The organism is Proteus vulgaris (assembly GCF_016239305.1).
Lineage (GTDB): Bacteria > Pseudomonadota > Gammaproteobacteria > Enterobacterales > Enterobacteriaceae > Proteus > Proteus vulgaris_C.
In genome coordinates this window covers 12,685-29,133 of sequence record NZ_JAEHOQ010000007.1, presented here as the reverse complement: position 1 = coordinate 29,133, position 16,449 = coordinate 12,685, and the positions used below count along the sequence as shown (strand labels likewise).

18 protein-coding genes and 1 riboswitch are annotated in these 16,449 nt (G+C 39.0%); of the genes, 9 read left to right on the top strand and 9 right to left on the bottom strand.

Annotated features, from left to right (window positions below; genetic code table 11):
• Positions 1–28: 28 nt before the first annotated feature.
• On the top strand, positions 29–979 hold the full coding sequence (locus tag JEP40_RS06755; RefSeq protein WP_198622949.1) for a DUF1266 domain-containing protein: 951 nt from the start codon (positions 29–31) through the stop codon (positions 977–979).
• 103 nt (positions 980–1,082) lie between these two features.
• Here the strand turns inward: JEP40_RS06755 and yvcK are convergent, their stop codons facing one another.
• Positions 1,083–2,021, bottom strand: a complete 939-nt coding sequence (gene yvcK, locus JEP40_RS06750) for a uridine diphosphate-N-acetylglucosamine-binding protein YvcK (protein WP_198622948.1) — start codon at positions 2,019–2,021, stop codon at positions 1,083–1,085.
• Between the two features lie 278 nt (positions 2,022–2,299).
• Positions 2,300–2,442, top strand: a riboswitch (molybdenum cofactor riboswitch).
• On the opposite strand from yvcK, the gene moaA reads away from it, so the two are divergent.
• The 5 genes from moaA (at position 2,432) to JEP40_RS06725 (ending at position 5,541) form a co-directional block, all read left to right on the top strand.
• Positions 2,432–3,412: a GTP 3',8-cyclase MoaA gene (gene moaA, locus JEP40_RS06745; RefSeq protein ID WP_198622947.1), complete on the top strand. Its 981-nt coding sequence runs from the start codon at positions 2,432–2,434 to the stop codon at positions 3,410–3,412. (Overlaps the previous riboswitch by 11 nt.)
• A 39-nt stretch (positions 3,413–3,451) precedes the next feature.
• Positions 3,452–3,931 carry a cyclic pyranopterin monophosphate synthase MoaC gene (gene moaC, locus JEP40_RS06740; protein ID WP_023581221.1) on the top strand — a complete coding sequence of 160 codons (480 nt, stop codon included), beginning with the start codon at positions 3,452–3,454 and terminating at the stop codon, positions 3,929–3,931.
• The gene (gene moaD / locus JEP40_RS06735) at positions 3,928–4,173 is read left to right on the top strand and encodes a molybdopterin synthase sulfur carrier subunit (RefSeq protein ID WP_198622946.1); all 246 of its coding nucleotides are present in this window, start codon (positions 3,928–3,930) and stop codon (positions 4,171–4,173) included. Before moaC ends, moaD begins: the two co-directional genes overlap by 4 nt.
• Before the next feature lies 1 nt (position 4,174).
• Entirely contained in the window at positions 4,175–4,636 is a 462-nt protein-coding gene (gene moaE, locus JEP40_RS06730; protein ID WP_198622945.1) for a molybdopterin synthase catalytic subunit MoaE, read from the top strand.
• A gap of 194 nt (positions 4,637–4,830) precedes the next feature.
• Positions 4,831–5,541, top strand: coding sequence for a Bax inhibitor-1 family protein (locus tag JEP40_RS06725; RefSeq protein ID WP_072070555.1), 711 nt, complete (start codon positions 4,831–4,833; stop codon positions 5,539–5,541).
• Between the two features lie 136 nt (positions 5,542–5,677).
• Here the strand turns inward: JEP40_RS06725 and JEP40_RS06720 are convergent, their stop codons facing one another.
• From JEP40_RS06720 to cecR, 6 genes are read right to left on the bottom strand one after another with little or no spacing between them, the layout of a single operon-like run.
• Positions 5,678–6,118, bottom strand: coding sequence for a VOC family protein (locus JEP40_RS06720; protein ID WP_198622944.1), 441 nt, complete (start codon positions 6,116–6,118; stop codon positions 5,678–5,680).
• Between the two features lie 29 nt (positions 6,119–6,147).
• Positions 6,148–7,257, bottom strand: a complete 1,110-nt coding sequence (locus JEP40_RS06715; protein ID WP_198622943.1) for an ABC transporter permease — start codon at positions 7,255–7,257, stop codon at positions 6,148–6,150.
• Between the two features lie 13 nt (positions 7,258–7,270).
• Positions 7,271–8,422: an ABC transporter permease gene (locus JEP40_RS06710; protein ID WP_198622942.1), complete on the bottom strand. Its 1,152-nt coding sequence runs from the start codon at positions 8,420–8,422 to the stop codon at positions 7,271–7,273.
• Complete coding sequence (locus JEP40_RS06705) at positions 8,415–10,184, bottom strand: ATP-binding cassette domain-containing protein (RefSeq protein ID WP_198622941.1); 1,770 nt, start codon at positions 10,182–10,184, stop codon at positions 8,415–8,417. Before JEP40_RS06705 ends, JEP40_RS06710 begins: the two co-directional genes overlap by 8 nt.
• A 12-nt stretch (positions 10,185–10,196) precedes the next feature.
• The gene (gene hlyD, locus JEP40_RS06700; protein WP_198622940.1) at positions 10,197–11,183 is read right to left on the bottom strand and encodes a secretion protein HlyD; all 987 of its coding nucleotides are present in this window, start codon (positions 11,181–11,183) and stop codon (positions 10,197–10,199) included.
• Positions 11,184–11,194: 11 nt separating this feature from the next.
• The gene (gene cecR / locus JEP40_RS06695; protein ID WP_198622939.1) at positions 11,195–11,893 is read right to left on the bottom strand and encodes a transcriptional regulator CecR; all 699 of its coding nucleotides are present in this window, start codon (positions 11,891–11,893) and stop codon (positions 11,195–11,197) included.
• A gap of 371 nt (positions 11,894–12,264) precedes the next feature.
• Here cecR and rhlE point away from each other — a divergent pair, with 371 nt between their 5' ends.
• From rhlE to JEP40_RS06680, 3 genes are all read left to right on the top strand, one after another.
• Positions 12,265–13,704 (top strand): ATP-dependent RNA helicase RhlE, encoded by a 1,440-nt coding sequence (gene rhlE / locus JEP40_RS06690; RefSeq protein ID WP_198622938.1) that lies wholly within the window; start codon positions 12,265–12,267, stop codon positions 13,702–13,704.
• 9 nt (positions 13,705–13,713) lie between these two features.
• Positions 13,714–14,646, top strand: a complete 933-nt coding sequence (dusC, locus tag JEP40_RS06685) for a tRNA dihydrouridine(16) synthase DusC (protein ID WP_198622937.1) — start codon at positions 13,714–13,716, stop codon at positions 14,644–14,646.
• A gap of 202 nt (positions 14,647–14,848) precedes the next feature.
• Positions 14,849–15,097, top strand: coding sequence for a GlsB/YeaQ/YmgE family stress response membrane protein (locus JEP40_RS06680; protein ID WP_198622936.1), 249 nt, complete (start codon positions 14,849–14,851; stop codon positions 15,095–15,097).
• 78 nt (positions 15,098–15,175) lie between these two features.
• Here the strand turns inward: JEP40_RS06680 and sseA are convergent, their stop codons facing one another.
• Both sseA and JEP40_RS06670 read right to left on the bottom strand, forming a co-directional pair.
• Positions 15,176–16,018, bottom strand: a complete 843-nt coding sequence (gene sseA, locus JEP40_RS06675) for a 3-mercaptopyruvate sulfurtransferase (RefSeq protein ID WP_198622935.1) — start codon at positions 16,016–16,018, stop codon at positions 15,176–15,178.
• Positions 16,019–16,031: 13 nt separating this feature from the next.
• Positions 16,032–16,217 carry a hypothetical protein gene (locus JEP40_RS06670; RefSeq protein ID WP_109409697.1) on the bottom strand — a complete coding sequence of 62 codons (186 nt, stop codon included), beginning with the start codon at positions 16,215–16,217 and terminating at the stop codon, positions 16,032–16,034.
• Positions 16,218–16,449: the final 232 nt, after the last annotated feature.

Below are 16,449 nucleotides of genomic sequence, written 5' to 3'. Positions count from 1 at the left end.
AAAGATAAAAAGATATTAAGGACAGTGAATGAGTGGTTATGTTTATGCAGGGTTTCCCAGCTCTGCAGGGGTAATTATTGGTGTTATTCTTCTTATTTTGCTTTTTAAATGGCTACGCAAATTTGCTGTACAAGATAGTGAATTATCAAAACCATCAACAGCAGGGCAGGAGCCCATTTTATCTGAAGCAGAAAATACAACAGAACAATTATTACCTCATGAATGGGGATTATATGTAGCGGCGCCTTACGCTGTGATGAATGAATGGGCATATAACGAGTATGACCAAGGCAAAGATGATGGTGGATTATCTGCGGGCTGGGGAATTAACGATCGTTGGGATTTAGTGTACCAACTGTTTTGGTTACTTACTCAGGGTCATACCAATGACTTTTATCAACTTCGCGATCAGATTTTAGAAGGCAAAGAAGAAGATATTCAATCGTTAAAAAATGATATTTTGCTTTCAGAGTTAACGGAACATGATAAAAACGAGCGTTTATGGCAAATCGATATGATGAGCACTAATCGCATGAATATTCAAAATGTGAAATATCTTATTTGGGATCTCTGCCGTTTTAACAAGCTCTGTTTAGAAGGTTGTCAGCAAGGTTATATTACCCAGCAAGAAGCACAAACATGGTCGCTAATGAGTGCCTCAATGTTACGTCGAATTTATGATGGCTGGGAAGATATGTGGAAAAACTTTATTGCAGCGCGTTGGTTTTGGGCGAGTGGCGATCAAGATTGGGTTTCTTCTCATCAAGCTTTTACGGATGTTATACAAAATATTCTTAGTGCAGAAGACACGTTGGCAACAGAAGAAAACTGGATAATGGATTTACCGCCATTGGATTTAACATCTTTCTCTCGTACTGTGGCTGGCCTCGGTTTAATGAAAAATGACGTACCAATGACACTTTCCGAAATTGAAGAAACCATTAGCCAACGCATTACGTTAAAACACCTTAATAGTTAATTACGCGCTGAAAACCAATAGCGATATTGCGTTTTTATCAACAAAAACCGCACTTACTGTTTATTGCAGATGCGGTTTTTTAATGAAGTTAGGTAATTAATTTTTATTTAACGGTTTGAGTTGATGCGTTACGTTGCCCTAATTGTTGCAGTGTTAACTCAATAGCTTTACCTAATAGATGGCGATCGTGACGATAAGGAATATCTTTGGCTTCCAATTGAGCCTGTACAATTAATCGTCCTTTCATCGATTCATATTGTGTTTCGGGGCTAATAATCACTGCATCTATTGTTTGTAAACCGATATAGTTTTCCATCATGGCGATTTTATCTGACATCGTCATACTAGCGGCTGCAGGACTTAATTCTTTGCCTAAATTACCAATATAAATAGTTGTTGCACTACTACGGCGTAATGCTTGCGCAAGCTCTGGTAATAATAATAAAGGCATTAAACTGGTAAAAAAGCTACCAGGGCCAATTAAGATAAGATCAGCTTGCTCGATGGCTTCAATGGCTTCTCTCGTTGTTGGTACTTTAGGATAAAGATCAAGTTTTTGTGGGATCTTAGGCAAAATATCAACATTAACTTCACCATAAATCTCATTACCTTGGTCATCTATTGCCATCAGATCAACAGCTTGTTCAGACATTGGAATAAGATGCGCATTGACTCTTAATAATCCACGAATAAGATTAATGGCTTCTAAAGGTCGAACACTTAAGTTATCTAACGCCTTTAGCATTAAATTTCCTAAATTGTGCCCAGCCAGTTCACCTGTACCTGAAAAACGGTATTCAAACATTGCAGAAGCCACCGAAGGCTCAGTAATTAACTGATTAATGCAATTGCGCATATCACCCCACGCAATACCACCTTCTTCTTGGCGAATACGGCCAGTAGAACCGCCATTGTCTGTTGTTGTGACAATACCAGTAAGGCGAGAACCTAAGTAGGAGAGTGCTGAAAGCACACGTCCAAGGCCATGACCACCACCAAGGGCAACAACACGATCTAAATCACTTAGCGTGCGATTTCGCATATTTGTTCTACTCATCTTTAAAAATTTGTCGCTAATTTATCACAATTAAATTTTAAGCCTATGATCACGACGTGATTTCATCACATTCCTAATTTAATTTCACTTTTGATAGGCTAATATTTAACCAATAAAGTGTTTTTGTTTATGTTATTAGCATGACTAAAGTGTTGTAAGTCGTTGTATTTTAAATTATATAACGAAAACATTATTCGCTTTTTACATAATTAGCAGGTAGAATCCACAATAAATATATAGGTATTAGAAACCTGTGAAAAACAGGTAAAGATAAACTCCTAGCCTTAACGTCTAAGTCATGTGTTGACAAGATATGATGTTCTGGCCGTGACGAAATAAGTCACCAGGGTGCAAGGTAGAAATGTCTGCATCTCCCGATTTGGAAAGGTGTTATTATGCAACAACTCGTTGATGCGTTTTCCCGCAAGTTCTTCTATTTACGTCTTTCAATTACAGACGTGTGCAATTTCCGTTGTACTTATTGCCTGCCTAATGGTTATAAGCCTAATGGGCACAAATCATTTCTTTCATTAGATGAAATCGGCAGACTCACCCAATCTTTTGCTGCACTCGGCACAGAGAAAATCCGCTTAACAGGTGGAGAGCCGACAATGCGCCGTGATTTTACAGATATTATCGCAACGATTAATGAAAATACGTCCATCAAAAAAATCGCAGTGACCACAAATGGTTATCGAATGGCGCGTGATGTTGCTCAATGGCGTGATGCTGGATTAAGTGCGATTAATGTGAGTGTTGATAGTCTCGATCCCCGTCAATTCCAAGCTATTACTGGACAAGATAAATTTAGCCAAGTAATGGAAGGTATTGATGCTGCATTTACCGCAGGGTTCGAAAAAGTCAAAGTTAACGTTGTGTTGATGCGCAATGTCAATGACAAAAACCTTCCTGATTTTCTTAATTGGATCAAAGACAGGCCTATTCAGCTGCGCTTTATTGAATTAATGGAAACAGGTGACGGTAGTGATATTTTCAACCGTTTTCATTTGTCTGGTGAAGTTATTCGCCAGCGCTTACTCAATGAAGGTTGGTTACAAATTCCTCGCGCCCGTAGTGACGGGCCTGCTCAAGTATTTACCCATCCTGATTATCAAGGTGAAATTGGTCTGATCATGCCTTATGAGAAAGACTTCTGCCTAACCTGTAACCGGTTACGCGTTTCAGCTATTGGTAATCTCCATCTTTGTCTATTTGGTGAAAATGGTATTCCATTACGTGACCTACTTGCTGACGATAGTCAACAAGAGGCATTACAACAACGTATTCAGGGTGGTCTTCTTCATAAACGAGAAACTCATTTTCTTCATCAAGGTGATAGCGGTATTACACCGAACTTATCTGTTATTGGTGGGTAGTTTTTCGCTCTGTTATTTCGTTAATTTCAGGAGTTGTGCATGTCTCAACTAACTCATATTAATGCTGCCGGTGAAGCTCACATGGTGGATGTTAGTGCTAAAGCTGAAACAGTGCGAGAAGCGCGTGCTGAAGCCTTTGTTGAAATGTCAGCAGAAACATTAAGCATGATCACCGAAGGTAAACACCATAAAGGTGATGTATTTGCGACTGCAAGAATTGCAGGTATTCAAGCAGCAAAAAGAACATGGGAATTAATCCCATTATGTCATCCGCTGTTATTAACTAAAGTCGAAGTGCGTTTAGAAGCACTCACGGGATCTAATCGCGTACGCATTGAATCTGTTTGCCGTTTAACCGGTAAAACAGGGGTTGAGATGGAAGCATTAACTGCGGCATCGGTAGCTGCGTTAACGATTTATGATATGTGTAAAGCCGTTCAAAAAGATATGGTGATAGGGCCTGTACGTTTATTAGAAAAAACAGGTGGTAAATCAGGTCACTTTAAGGTGGAAGCATGATTAAAGTTCTTTTCTTTGCTCAAGTCCGTGAATTAGTCGGTGTTGATTCTCTCGAATTAGATTGTGAATACCACACAGTAGACGATTTACGTAATGCATTAATTACTAAAGGTGAACGCTGGTCTCTCGCATTAGAAGATGGCAAGTTGCTCTCTGCGGTAAACCAATCTTTTGTTCAAGGTTCTCACGTTATTAACGATGGTGATGAAATCGCTTTTTTCCCACCTGTTACAGGAGGATAAGATGAGCGCATCAACCCGTATTTCAGTACAAACCGAAAATTTTAACGTTGGTGATGAATATCAATGGCTATCAGAGTGCGACAGTGATGGTGCCGTTGTGACCTTTACGGGAAAAGTACGTAATCACAATTTAGGTGATGAAGTGAGTACGCTCACGCTTGAACATTACCCAGGTATGACTGAAAAAGCGCTTAATGACATTGTCAGTGAAGCGCGAGGACGTTGGCCTTTGCAACGTGTAAGCGTTATTCATCGAGTAGGTACATTGAATATCGGTGAAGAGATAGTGTTTGTGGGTGTCACTAGTTCTCATCGTAATAGCGCGTTCGAATCTGCTGAGTTTATTATGGATTTCTTAAAAACCCGCGCGCCATTTTGGAAAAAAGAAGGGCTTCCTGAAAATAAAAATAGATGGGTCGATGCACGCCAAAGTGATTATGATTCAGCTGAGCGTTGGGAATAAATCATTACGCTTAATTAAACGCTACATTACTTTACCTAAATTTATTTTCTGATGACATTTCATACGGTTTATTTCATGGAAATGTAAAATCAGTGTGATAAAATTAAACTCTAATGAGTCCATAATGGACTCTTTACTGAAATAAACGTTATCGTTAAACCTAACGTTATCACTATGATTAAAGGGTAATCATCATGGATCGATTTTCACGTTCTAATGATTCAATCGTACAGCGTACAGGTTCTGGCCTACAAACCTTTATGGCTCAGGTTTATGGTTGGATGACTGTAGGTCTATTATTAACTGCGTTTGTTGCATTTTATGTTGCATCAAGCGAAGCATTGTTATCAATGATTTTCTCAAGCAAGATCGTCTTCTTTGGTCTGATCATTGCTCAATTAGGGTTAGTTTTCGTGTTATCAGGTATGGTTCATAAAATGAGTGGTGCCATGGCAACCTCATTATTTATGCTCTATTCCGTGCTAACGGGTGTGACTATCTCTAGCGTATTACTGCTTTACACCGCATCTTCAATTGCGAGTACATTCTTTATTTGTGCAGCAATGTTCGGCGCATTAAGCATTTACGGTTATACGACTAAGCGTAGCTTAACAGGTATGGGTAGCTTCCTGTTTATGGGACTTATCGGTATCATTATTGCTTCTATCGTTAATATCTTTATGCAAAGCTCAATGATGAGCATGGTTATCTCTTACGCGGGTGTGTTAATTTTCGCAGGTTTAACTGCTTACGACACACAAAAATTAAAAGATATGGGTAATGAGATTAACCAAGAAGATAAAGAAAATATGCGTCGTTACTCAATTATGGGTGCATTAACGCTTTATTTAGATTTCATCAACCTGTTCTTAATGTTACTGCGTATTTTAGGCGACCGTCGTTAATTTTAATGATATTTGCGGATAAACGTAGTTTAAAAACAGCATAAAAAATAAATCCCATAACTTTATAAGTTGTGGGATTTTTTTGTGCTTTTATTAAGAGATTTTTTTGTTATATACAATTGAGATAAAATGAAGTTTAGTTATCTCGCAACCAAGGTGTAATAGTTAAACCGACTAAAGCACCTTCAGGACTTAATAAGCGAGTGACTGTTTGTCCCCAGGGTTCAATTCGATTATCAACCAGCAATTGGTAGCCTTTTTGTTTTAGAGTTTGAGTTGCACTATCAATATCCTCCACCTCAAATTCAACCCAGTATTGTGGTATTGGTAGGGAGTCAGCCCATTTATTATCACCAAAGCAAGACATTGCCACCTGCTCTAAAGGCCACAGTGCAAAATGTTTAACACCGTCTAATTCGCTTTCTGATGTTGATAAATAATCACCATTACCTTCCATTGATTTTAACGGCAGATTAAGCACTTCTTTATAAAATTCTTGGCTTTGTTCATTATCGTGGGTAATAGGGCCAAAACCCGCAACAAAGAGAGTGTTGATACCAGAAATAAAAGGGGGCATAAAAGTTCCTCTAATTAATGACTCTTGTTTTAAGCAATCTTTCGCTGGAAAAGATAATACGCAAAGGAGCCTGTCCCTGCTGTAATCACTAATAAAGGCCATAAACTGTGCCATATCACTGTGATATCAGCATTTTTAAGGTAAATCTGTTTTGTAATATCGGTAAAATGACGAATTGGGTTTATCCAAGTCGCATGTTGTAGCCAAACAGGCATGTTTTCTACGGGCGAAATATAACCTGATAATAAAACGGCAGGCATCATAAACACGAAGACACCAATAAAAGCCTGTTGTTGTGTTGAACTTAATGCCGATATTAATAAGCCAAAACCCACCAGCGATAAACCATAAATTAGCATGGTAAAATAAAACAGTAATAGTGAGCCTGAAAAGGGTATTTGATAACCAAATATCCCAATAATCAATACAATAGAACCTTGAATGGCGGCAACAACCATGGCCGGAACTGCCTTACCCACAAAAATTTGCCATGTTGATAGAGGGGAAACTAATAATTGATCTAAGGTACCTTGTTCTCGCTCTCTAGCAACAGAAAGCGAAGTGACTATCATCACCCCAATGGTGATAATCAACGCTACTAATGAGGGTACAATAAACCATTTATAATTTAAATTAGGGTTATACCAATTACGAACAACAAGTTCTGTTTTATTCAGTAAAGAAGGTTTATGTCCTGCTAATTCAGTTTGATAATTTTGTACGATTTGTTGTACATAATTGGCCGCAATTTGCGCACTGTTAGAATTTCGTCCATCTAAGATTAATTGCAATTTAACAGGGATTTGGTTTTCTAAATTAGCACTAAAGTTTTGTGGAAATCGAACTAATAAAAGTGCTTTACGATTATCAATAGTCTCTTTTATTTCATGTTCATTTTTCAGTAATAATGTTTGAGAAAAGGCACTAGCTTTGGCAATACGTTGGGTTAACTCAATGGATTGTTTACCATTATCTTCATCAAAAATTGCGATAGAGGCATTGGTAACATCTAATGTTGCGGCAAAAGGAAATAAGATCATCTGAAAGATAACAGGCATTATCAAAATAATACGAGTCTGAGGCTCTTGTAATAATGACTGTAGTTCTTTCATTATTAGGGTGAGAAGACGATAAAACATAAATACTCTCCCTTTAATCTAATCGACGTCGTGTTGCTAATGCCGTTAATCCAATAAAAAATAGGGCAGAAACGATTAGCAACCACATATCTAATATTAATATCAATGGAATATCGCCCGCTAAAAATAGCGTTTGTAAGCTACTGACAAAATAACGTGCAGGAATGAAATAAGTTACCACTTGAATAAAAAATGGCATGCTATCAATTTCAAACACAAAACCTGACAACATAATCGCGGGTAAAAAGGCAGCATTTAGGGCAATCATGGCGGCATTAAATTGATTGCGCGTCAATGTTGAAATAAGTAGTCCCATTCCTAATGCGGTGGCTAAAAAGAGCGAAGTGATCCCCCCTAAAATCCACAGTGATCCTCGATAAGGTACACCGAGTATAAAGACTGTTACCACCATGCAAAGTACCATGACAAAACTGCCTAAAACTTGGTAAGGAATAAGTTTTGAAAGTAAGAGTTCGGTACGTGTGATTTGAGTTGAAAGTAGAGCTTCCATCGTGCCACGTTCCCATTCACGAGCTATCACTAACGAAGTAAGAATTGCACCCACGACGGTAATAATAATAGTAACGGCACCCGGAATAATATAGTGCTGACTAATTGCCGCGGGGTTAAACCAATAGCGAGGTTCTATTTCAATTAATGGTGTAGTATCAATACCCTTGCTGATGGCTTGTTGTTGTAACCAGATTTGCCAAACCCCTTTGGTATAAGCTTGTACAAAGTTTGCCGTGTTAGGCTCACTGCCATCGGTTATCACCTGAATTGGCGCTAGGGTATCTTGGCGGGTCAGCAATTCAGCAAAATTCACAGGAATAACCACAATGCCCCGAATTTGCCCCGCTTGCATTTTATCAATCAATAATTGACGATTATCGCTAATGGTTGCGTTGATATAAGGTGAATTTGTAAAGGTGTAAACGAGTTCTTGTGCAGGTTGGCTTTGTTGATTAGTCAAAATACCAATATTTAATTTACTTGAGTCCAAGTTAATGCCGTAGCCAAAAATAAACAATAAGGTTAGGGGGATCACAAAAGCGATGAGGGCGCTACTGGGATCACGGGTGATCTGTTTTGTTTCTTTTAAGCATAGCGCGAACAAACGTCGCCAAGAAAAACGATCATGAGAGGATTGAGCTGAATTACGCATGTTTTTCGCTCCCTTTATTATTTTCACGTTCAAGTTTTTTATCGTAATCCAACACTAAACCTATAAAAGCATCTTCCATTGAAGGCGTTGGGTTATCGTCGCTGGCAACCATTTTTTTGAGTGAATCAGGCTCTCCGGCAGCAATGATTTTTCCGCGATAAACCAAACCAATACGATCACAATATTCTGCTTCGTCCATAAAGTGAGTGGTCACCATTACAGTTACTCCCTTATCAACCATGCCATTAATATGTAACCAAAACTCTCGTCGTGTTAAAGGATCAACGCCTGATGTGGGTTCATCTAAAAAGAGAATATCGGGTTCGTGCATTAATGAACACGCGAGGGCAAGGCGTTGTTTATAACCTAAAGGCAAGGTTTCAGTGATTTGGTTTACCATCGACTGTAAACCAAAGGCTGTTATCATATCGTTGATTTTATATCGCTGTTGTTTGCCATGCAGACCATAAACACCAGAGAAGAATTTTAAGTTTTGTCCCACTTTAAGATTGCCATAAAGTGAGAATTTTTGTGCCATATAACCTAAATGTTGACGTGCTTTACCAGAGCTCTCTTTTAAGTCCATACCTAATACCAGCGCTTTACCACTGGTGGGAACTAATAAGCCACACATCATCTTAAATGTCGTCGATTTGCCTGCACCGTTAGGTCCCAATAAACCAAATATTTCACCTCGTTTAACTTGAAAATCAACGTGATCGGTTGCCGCAAATTGACCAAACATTTTGGTTAGTTGCTGTGCTTCAATAACGGTTTCATTGGGTGCAGGAGGAATTTGAGGCATAATTTCAGCTAATTCAGATTTATGAGAAGGGCCTCCTCCTAATAAATCAATAAAAGCATCTTCAAAGCGTGGTGTGGCTGGAATAAGTTTAGCATCAGGTTTACCCAAGGCATTGAGTAATTCGGATTGATTGCTTTGCTTTTTCAATATCAAACGGACAGATTGTCCTTGAATAACACCATCTGTCACTTGAGGTTGAATAATGGCTTGTTGTAATACTTTTCTTCGCTGATGGCCTTCAACATCAAGTAGAAAAGAACGACCTGCCATTTTCGCTGTTAAATCTTGCGGAATACCACTATAAAGTAACTCCCCCTTGTTAAGTAAGAGAATGTTTTTACATTGCTCTGCTTCATCAAGATAAGAGGTACTCCACAGTATCAACATACCATCACTGGCTAAGGCATGTACCATTTGCCAAAGCTCACGACGTGCAATGGGATCAACGCCGACCCCTGGCTCATCAAGTAGTAAGACTTTAGGGTTACCTAATAAAGTACAAGCCAACCCCAGTTTTTGTTTCATCCCTCCTGAAAGATTACCCGCAAGGCGAGAGGTGAAGCGTGTAAGATCGGTAAAAGAGAGCAACTGTTGGTAAACTTTTTTGCGCTCTTCACCAATGACATTTTTTAAATCAGCATAAAGATTAAGGTTTTCTAACACCGTTAAATCTTCATAGAGGCCAAATTTTTGAGGCATATAGCCAAGAATAGCTCGGACATCCACGCTTTGTTTTTGCGGATCCATTCCTAAAATACGAATATCACCTGCATCTGGTTTTAATAGCCCCGCAAGCATACGAATTAATGTTGTTTTACCCGCACCATCTGGGCCGACTAAACCCGTGACAGAGCCACCAGTAATGGTGGCTGTTAATGCAGAAACCGCCGGGCTTTCTAGTCCGGTAAAGCGTTTTTCAACACCTTGTAGTTCGATAGTGTAATCAGTGTGTTCCATTTCGCCTCCCACTTAATGAGTGGGTGCAAATTTTAAAGTCACGGGCATCCCTTGGCGTAATGCGTTATCCGCATCCGTCACAACAACTCGGAGTCGATAAACTAAGTCAGTTCTTAATTCCGGTGTTTCGACACTCTTTGGTGTAAATTCTGCTGTCGGTGAAACAAAACCGATAGTGCCATGATAAGGCTTATCTTTACGTCCATCAGTGTAGAGATAGACTTCTCGATTAGGAATTGCTTCACTTAAGTGGGTTTCACTAATATACGCTCTAACCCAAACAGGGTTAGTTAAAGACACCGTAAATACAGGATTACCAGCAGATAAAATAGTGCCAGGTTCAACGGCCCTTGTTAATACTGTACCTTGTGAAGGTGAGATTAACTGTGTGTCTTGAAGGTTTAACTCCGCTTGAGCAACGGCGGCTTTTGCCTGCATAACTTGCCCTTTAGCTGCATCAATATCTTCTTTTCGATAACCATTTCGATATTGATTTAATTTATCTTGGGCTGCTTTTAAGGCCGCGGCTGCTTGATTACGATTATTTCTTGCACTGTCTAAGTCATTGACTGAAATAACGTTACGATTAGCCAAATCTTGCTGACGTTTATAAAAATTGTCGGCATATTGCCAAGCCGCTTGTTTTAATGACACGTCAGATTGGGCTTGTGCAATTTCTTCACTGCGATAGCCCGCTTCCATTAACGCTAATGCAGCAATAGCACTATCACGCTCACCATAAGCTTTATTGAGTGCATTACGATAGGGGGCATCATCAAGCTTTCCTAACAATTGCCCTTGTTTGACGGGGGCACCTTCATCAACGAGTAATGAATCTAATTTCCCTGCAACACGAAAACTCAGATTAACAGTACGTATATCGACATTACCATAGAGTACTAATTCAGACTCTTTGTTTTCTTCGTAATAATAGATACCTGCAATAACACCGATAATAATCATTAAGATGATAAAGAAACTGATTTTTTTAGTTTTCATAATAACTCTATTTATGCATGATGTGGGTGAGTGTAAATCTCTCTTAATCCATTGAGTAATAACGTAATATGCGTTTTTAAAGTATTGGAAATGATTTGATACTCATTCTTGCCAATTCTATCCCATCCCGTTTGTCTTAGAATAGTTTCCCTCACTAAGCGAAATGATAGCACTTCTCCTAAAATAGCGTGAGTGTGTAGCATTGTCGTCGGAAGTGTGGGATCTAAACCAATATAGATAGCTAATAATTTATTTACTCGTGTTAAAAGTGGTGATAACGCTTGCTGGTGGATAAGGGAATATGCTTCGGTAGGAACAAGCTGTTCTCTTGCCATAATACGACTGAGATGAATATTGGCTTTATCAAGTACCAGTTGAGCATATTGTAAAAAGCTATCTGTGATCAGCGTTTGTAGCAATGGTAGATGCTCTGTGGGATTGGGTCGCTCAAGAAATTCGTCAAGAATGGCAACAGTAGGTTCAAAATCAAGGCGGATAAGATCAGCAATATGCTGTGCAACGGCGAGATACAACCCTTCTTTAGAACCAAAATAATAAGCGATAGCGGCAATATTTTGTTGAGCAGCTTGTGCAATTTGGCGTGTGGTGGCGGCATCAGGGCCATTTTTACCAAAGATCTCACATGCCGCTTCCAATAATTGTCGTTTTGCTAGTTCACCACGAGTCGTCTTCTGATGAGTTTCTGACATAATAGAAGATACCTTACTTAAGTAAAATGTAACAAAACCAATGATATTAAAAACAGCGATAACAAGGAGTATTATATTAGATGATATTGAACAATAGGGAAATTTTGTAATAAATAATCAAATAAAGGCGTATTGTAATAAAAAAACACCATCTATAATTGAAAATTATTTTTGTATTCTGAATATAGCAAAAACTGTTAAAATAGGGGTTATTAGGTTAACCTAGCAAGGTTCATTCTCTTTCATCACTGTCTTATCACTAAATGATAGTACCTATAGAGTAATAATACCTATAGATTGACAGCATGAAAGCCCGTCATTTTTAATTTCAATCACCGTGTTATACGTTCTGGTTGTAGGAGACTACTGTTTTGACCGATTTTACATCGCTTGGCTTAAGTGAGGCGCTTCTCCGCGCTATTGATGAACAAGGGTATAAAACCCCGACCCCTATTCAACAGCAGGCGATTGAGCCGATTTTGGCGGGTAAAGACGTATTAGCCAGTGCGCAAACAGGGACGGGGAAAACGGCGGCTTTTACATTACCGATCTTGGAAAAGCTGACTCAATCCGCAGAAAAAACTAAAGGTCGCCAACCGGTTAAAGCGCTAATTTTAACGCCAACCCGTGAACTAGCTGCGCAGATTGCTGAGAACGTAAAAGCGTATAGTCGCTATTTACCAATCCGCTCACTTGTGGTTTTTGGAGGGGTAAGTATTAACCCACAAATGATGAAATTGCGCGGTGGCGTCGATGTATTGATAGCAACGCCTGGACGTTTACTCGACCTTGAACATCAAAATGCAGTCGATCTTTCTCGTGTTGAAGTCTTAGTGCTTGATGAAGCTGATCGTATGTTAGATATGGGCTTTATTCATGATATTCGCCGTGTGATTAATAAATTACCTAAAAAACGTCAAAATTTATTGTTCTCCGCGACATTCTCTAAAGAGATCACAGGACTTGCCAACTCTTTGTTAAACAACCCAGTGAGTATTTCTGTTGCACCAAAAAACTCAGCGGCTGAATCTGTTGATCAATATGTCCATTTAGTGGATAAAAAACGTAAAACAGAGTTGTTATCACATTTAATTGGTTTAGAAAATTGGTCACAAGTGCTTATTTTTACACGTACTAAGCACGGTGCTAATAAGCTTGCTGAACATTTAAATGCCGATGGTATTAAATCAGCGGCTATTCATGGTAATAAAAGCCAAGGTGCGAGAACGCGTGCTTTAGCTGATTTTAAAGACGGTAAATTAAAAGCACTGGTGGCAACAGATATTGCAGCTCGTGGCCTTGATATTGACCAATTGCCTTATGTTGTCAACTTTGAATTACCACAAGTTGCAGAAGATTATGTTCACCGTATTGGTAGAACAGGTCGAGCAGCCGCAACAGGTAAAGCTATTTCACTGGTTTGTGTTGATGAACATGGGTTATTAGCTGATATCGAGCGTTTATTAAAACGTGAAATTCCACGTTTAGCATTAGAAGGTTACGATCCTGATCCTTCGATTAAAGCGGCTCCATTGCATAAAAAGCCAAAAAACAATGCACCACGTAGAAGTGGTGGTGGCAGTAGCAGTAGCCATGGTCGTGCAGATATTCGTGGCAAAGATAATCGCAATAATGCTCGTAAAGAGAATGATAGCGAAGGCAGTAAAGAAGGCGGTCGTAATAAAAGCAAAGAAAACTACCGAAATAAAGATGGCTCTCGTACTGGTAAGTTAGGGCCTCGTCGTTCACGTAAAAGTGATGAAGGTAGTGATAATCAAAGCCCTTGGTCAAAAGCTAGAAAAGAGTTTTGAGGTTAAAAAGTGCGAGTTTTATTAGCGCCAATGGAGGGGGTTTTAGACCCCCTTGTGAGAGAGTTACTCACCTCGATTAATGATTACGATCTCTGTATTACAGAGTTTGTACGTGTTGTTGATTCATTACTACCAACAAAAGCATTTTATCGCTTATGTCCTGAATTGCAGACAGAGAGTCGCACAAAAAGTGGCACGCTTGTACGGGTGCAATTATTAGGACAACATCCTCAATGGTTGGCTGAAAATGCATTTAGAGCCATATCATTAGGCTCTTGGGGGGTTGATTTAAACTGCGGTTGCCCTTCAAAAACAGTTAATGGTAGTGGTGGTGGTGCTTCACTTTTAAAACAACCTGAAACTATTTATCAAGCAACTAAAGCAATGCGTAATGCAGTACCTTTAGAATTACCCGTATCAGTAAAAGTTAGACTTGGTTGGGATTCTTCTGCATATAGCCATGAAATTGCCGATGCCGTAGCGCAAGGTGGCGCAACCGAAATCACGGTACATGGCAGAACAAAAGAAGATGGTTATAATGCTGAAAAAATCAATTGGCAGGCTATTGGTGATATTCGTCAAAGACTCTCAATACCTGTAATTGCCAATGGTGAAATCTGGAACCGTGAAGATGCATTGGCCTGTTTAGCCATAACGGGTTGTGATGCGATAATGATTGGTCGTGGGGCAATGAATACGCCTAACTTAAGCCGTGTTGTAAAAGGCATAGAAACAAGAATGCCTTGGTCTGAGGTTATTGAATTATTAAAGCGCTATGTTCGTTTAGAAAAGCGCGGTGATACGACAATTTATCATGCATCACGTATTAAACAGTGGTTTAGTTATTTACGTAAAGAGTATCCAGAGGCCGATGAGTTATTTAGGCAAATCAGAACATTAAAAACGTCACCAGAAATCGCCGTAGCAATAGAGGCTCTGTAGTTTAAAAATAATCTTATCCAATAAAAAATAGCGCTAATTAATCAGCGCTATTTTTTTGTTCATTAAGAAATAACCCATCTATTTATCCTAAATATTATGTAATTTATTTCTAATAATTGGAAAAAATCACTTTTTCGACTTACACTCAATAAGTGACAATTTTAGGTATGTTGTTTATATCATGACTATTTTAGGGGGAAATATGGGAATTCTTTCTTGGATTATCTTTGGTTTGATCGCAGGTATTTTGGCGAAATTCTTAATGCCGGGCTCTTATGATATTGGTCTGATATGGACTTGTATTCTAGGTATTGTAGGTGCGGTTGTCGGTGGTGCAATTAGTAGCTTCTTTGGCAAAGGTAAAGTGGATGGTTTTAACTTTGGTAGCTTTATTGTCGCTGTGATTGGTGCCATTGTTGTGCTCTACCTTGCAAAAATATTTGCAAGTTAACATCTTCACACCGAATAGATATTGATAATAAACCCGCGTAATGCGGGTTTACTTTTTTTAAAGCGTAGAGTGATTAAATTAGCATTCACAAGGAAGGGCACTTTCAGCACCCCATTGCGCCCAAGAGCCATCATAAAGTGCAATGGATTGGCAACCTAATACGGTTAACGCTAAAAATAAAATTGCCGCAGTCATACCGGAGCCACAGGTAACAATAATGGGGTGTGATAAATCAACACCGGCTTGTTCAAATATTTGCTTTAATTCGGTTTTATCTTTTAATTTTCCATCTATAACTAATTCATTCCAAGGCACATTTTTACTGCCGGGGATATGCCCGCTACGCAAACCTGGGCGAGGTTCTGGTGCTCTACCATAAAAACGATCTGCTGAACGTGCATCAACCATCTGTTTTTGCTTTGTCGCTAGATTATCAAGAAGTTGTTGTTTATTGGCATAACGTTGGGCGTGACGTTCAACCACAAATGGAGATTGTGCTGGTGTCTTGATGGCTTCACCTTGTTCTATAGTAAATCCAGCATTAATCCATGCTTGTAGACCACCAGCAAGAATACGCACATTACGACAACCTAGTGTTGTTAATGTCCACCAGCCTCTAGGTGCGGAAAATAAATTGCCTTGATCATAAAGAATAACCGTCGTGGTATTAGAAATACCTAATTGCGTCAGCGTTTTTGAAAATAGTGCATCAGATGGCAGCATATGTGGCAATGTTGTCGTTTTATCTGCGACTTCATCAAGATCAAAAAAATGAGCGTGTGGAATATGACGTTCAAGATAAAGCGCTTGATAGTCAATCAGTTGAGTTGGCATTGGTGCGCTAACATCAAGGATCACAAGATCAGCATTATGTTGGTGTTCAAATAGCCATTTTGGTGTAACAAAGTAATCGTATTCCACGGTGCGACCTCATTTATTTAGCAGAAGGTGAGCTGTCTGGGATAGCTGGAAATTGCTGTGCAGGTGAAGTTTCAGGTTGAGTTTGTTCTGTTTCTATTGGTGTGGTGGAGCGTGTATAGATATTTAAGCCCGCAAGGAAAACACCACCGATAGAACCGAAGGCAAGTAGTGCGATAATAACAATAATTATTTTTTTCATAATGTTCATTTGCAGATGAATGTTGCGCAAAAGTATATCTAGATATGAAGCTGAAACAAGTATTAAGTCGGTTTAATCGGCAAATGATAGTGATTAAAAAATCTTATTTTTAGTCCAAAAAAAGGGAAAATAGATAAATAAACAGACTATTTGTTTTTTATAAATAGTCTGTTTAGAGTTAATGTTGACGTTAATTATTTCAATCAAAGGTTACAGTCAATGATAAGAAAAA

Excerpts from the sequence above, each read along its gene's own strand:
- cecR (WP_198622939.1), bottom strand. The coding sequence starts at position 11,893 with ATGTCAGAAACTCATCAGAAGACGACTCGTGGTGAACTAGCAAAACGA.
- JEP40_RS06710 (WP_198622942.1), bottom strand. The coding sequence starts at position 8,422 with ATGCGTAATTCAGCTCAATCCTCTCATGATCGTTTTTCTTGGCGACGT.
- moaC (WP_023581221.1), top strand. The coding sequence starts at position 3,452 with ATGTCTCAACTAACTCATATTAATGCTGCCGGTGAAGCTCACATGGTG.
- JEP40_RS06755 (WP_198622949.1), top strand. The coding sequence starts at position 29 with ATGAGTGGTTATGTTTATGCAGGGTTTCCCAGCTCTGCAGGGGTAATT.
- JEP40_RS06720 (WP_198622944.1), bottom strand. The coding sequence starts at position 6,118 with ATGCCCCCTTTTATTTCTGGTATCAACACTCTCTTTGTTGCGGGTTTT.
- moaD (WP_198622946.1), top strand. The coding sequence starts at position 3,928 with ATGATTAAAGTTCTTTTCTTTGCTCAAGTCCGTGAATTAGTCGGTGTT.
- hlyD (WP_198622940.1), bottom strand. The coding sequence starts at position 11,183 with ATGAAAACTAAAAAAATCAGTTTCTTTATCATCTTAATGATTATTATC.
- JEP40_RS06725 (WP_072070555.1), top strand. The coding sequence starts at position 4,831 with ATGGATCGATTTTCACGTTCTAATGATTCAATCGTACAGCGTACAGGT.
- JEP40_RS06680 (WP_198622936.1), top strand. The coding sequence starts at position 14,849 with ATGGGAATTCTTTCTTGGATTATCTTTGGTTTGATCGCAGGTATTTTG.
- JEP40_RS06670 (WP_109409697.1), bottom strand. The coding sequence starts at position 16,217 with ATGAAAAAAATAATTATTGTTATTATCGCACTACTTGCCTTCGGTTCT.
- JEP40_RS06705 (WP_198622941.1), bottom strand. The coding sequence starts at position 10,184 with ATGGAACACACTGATTACACTATCGAACTACAAGGTGTTGAAAAACGC.
- moaA (WP_198622947.1), top strand. The coding sequence starts at position 2,432 with ATGCAACAACTCGTTGATGCGTTTTCCCGCAAGTTCTTCTATTTACGT.
- JEP40_RS06715 (WP_198622943.1), bottom strand. The coding sequence starts at position 7,257 with ATGTTTTATCGTCTTCTCACCCTAATAATGAAAGAACTACAGTCATTA.
- moaE (WP_198622945.1), top strand. The coding sequence starts at position 4,175 with ATGAGCGCATCAACCCGTATTTCAGTACAAACCGAAAATTTTAACGTT.
- yvcK (WP_198622948.1), bottom strand. The coding sequence starts at position 2,021 with ATGCGAAATCGCACGCTAAGTGATTTAGATCGTGTTGTTGCCCTTGGT.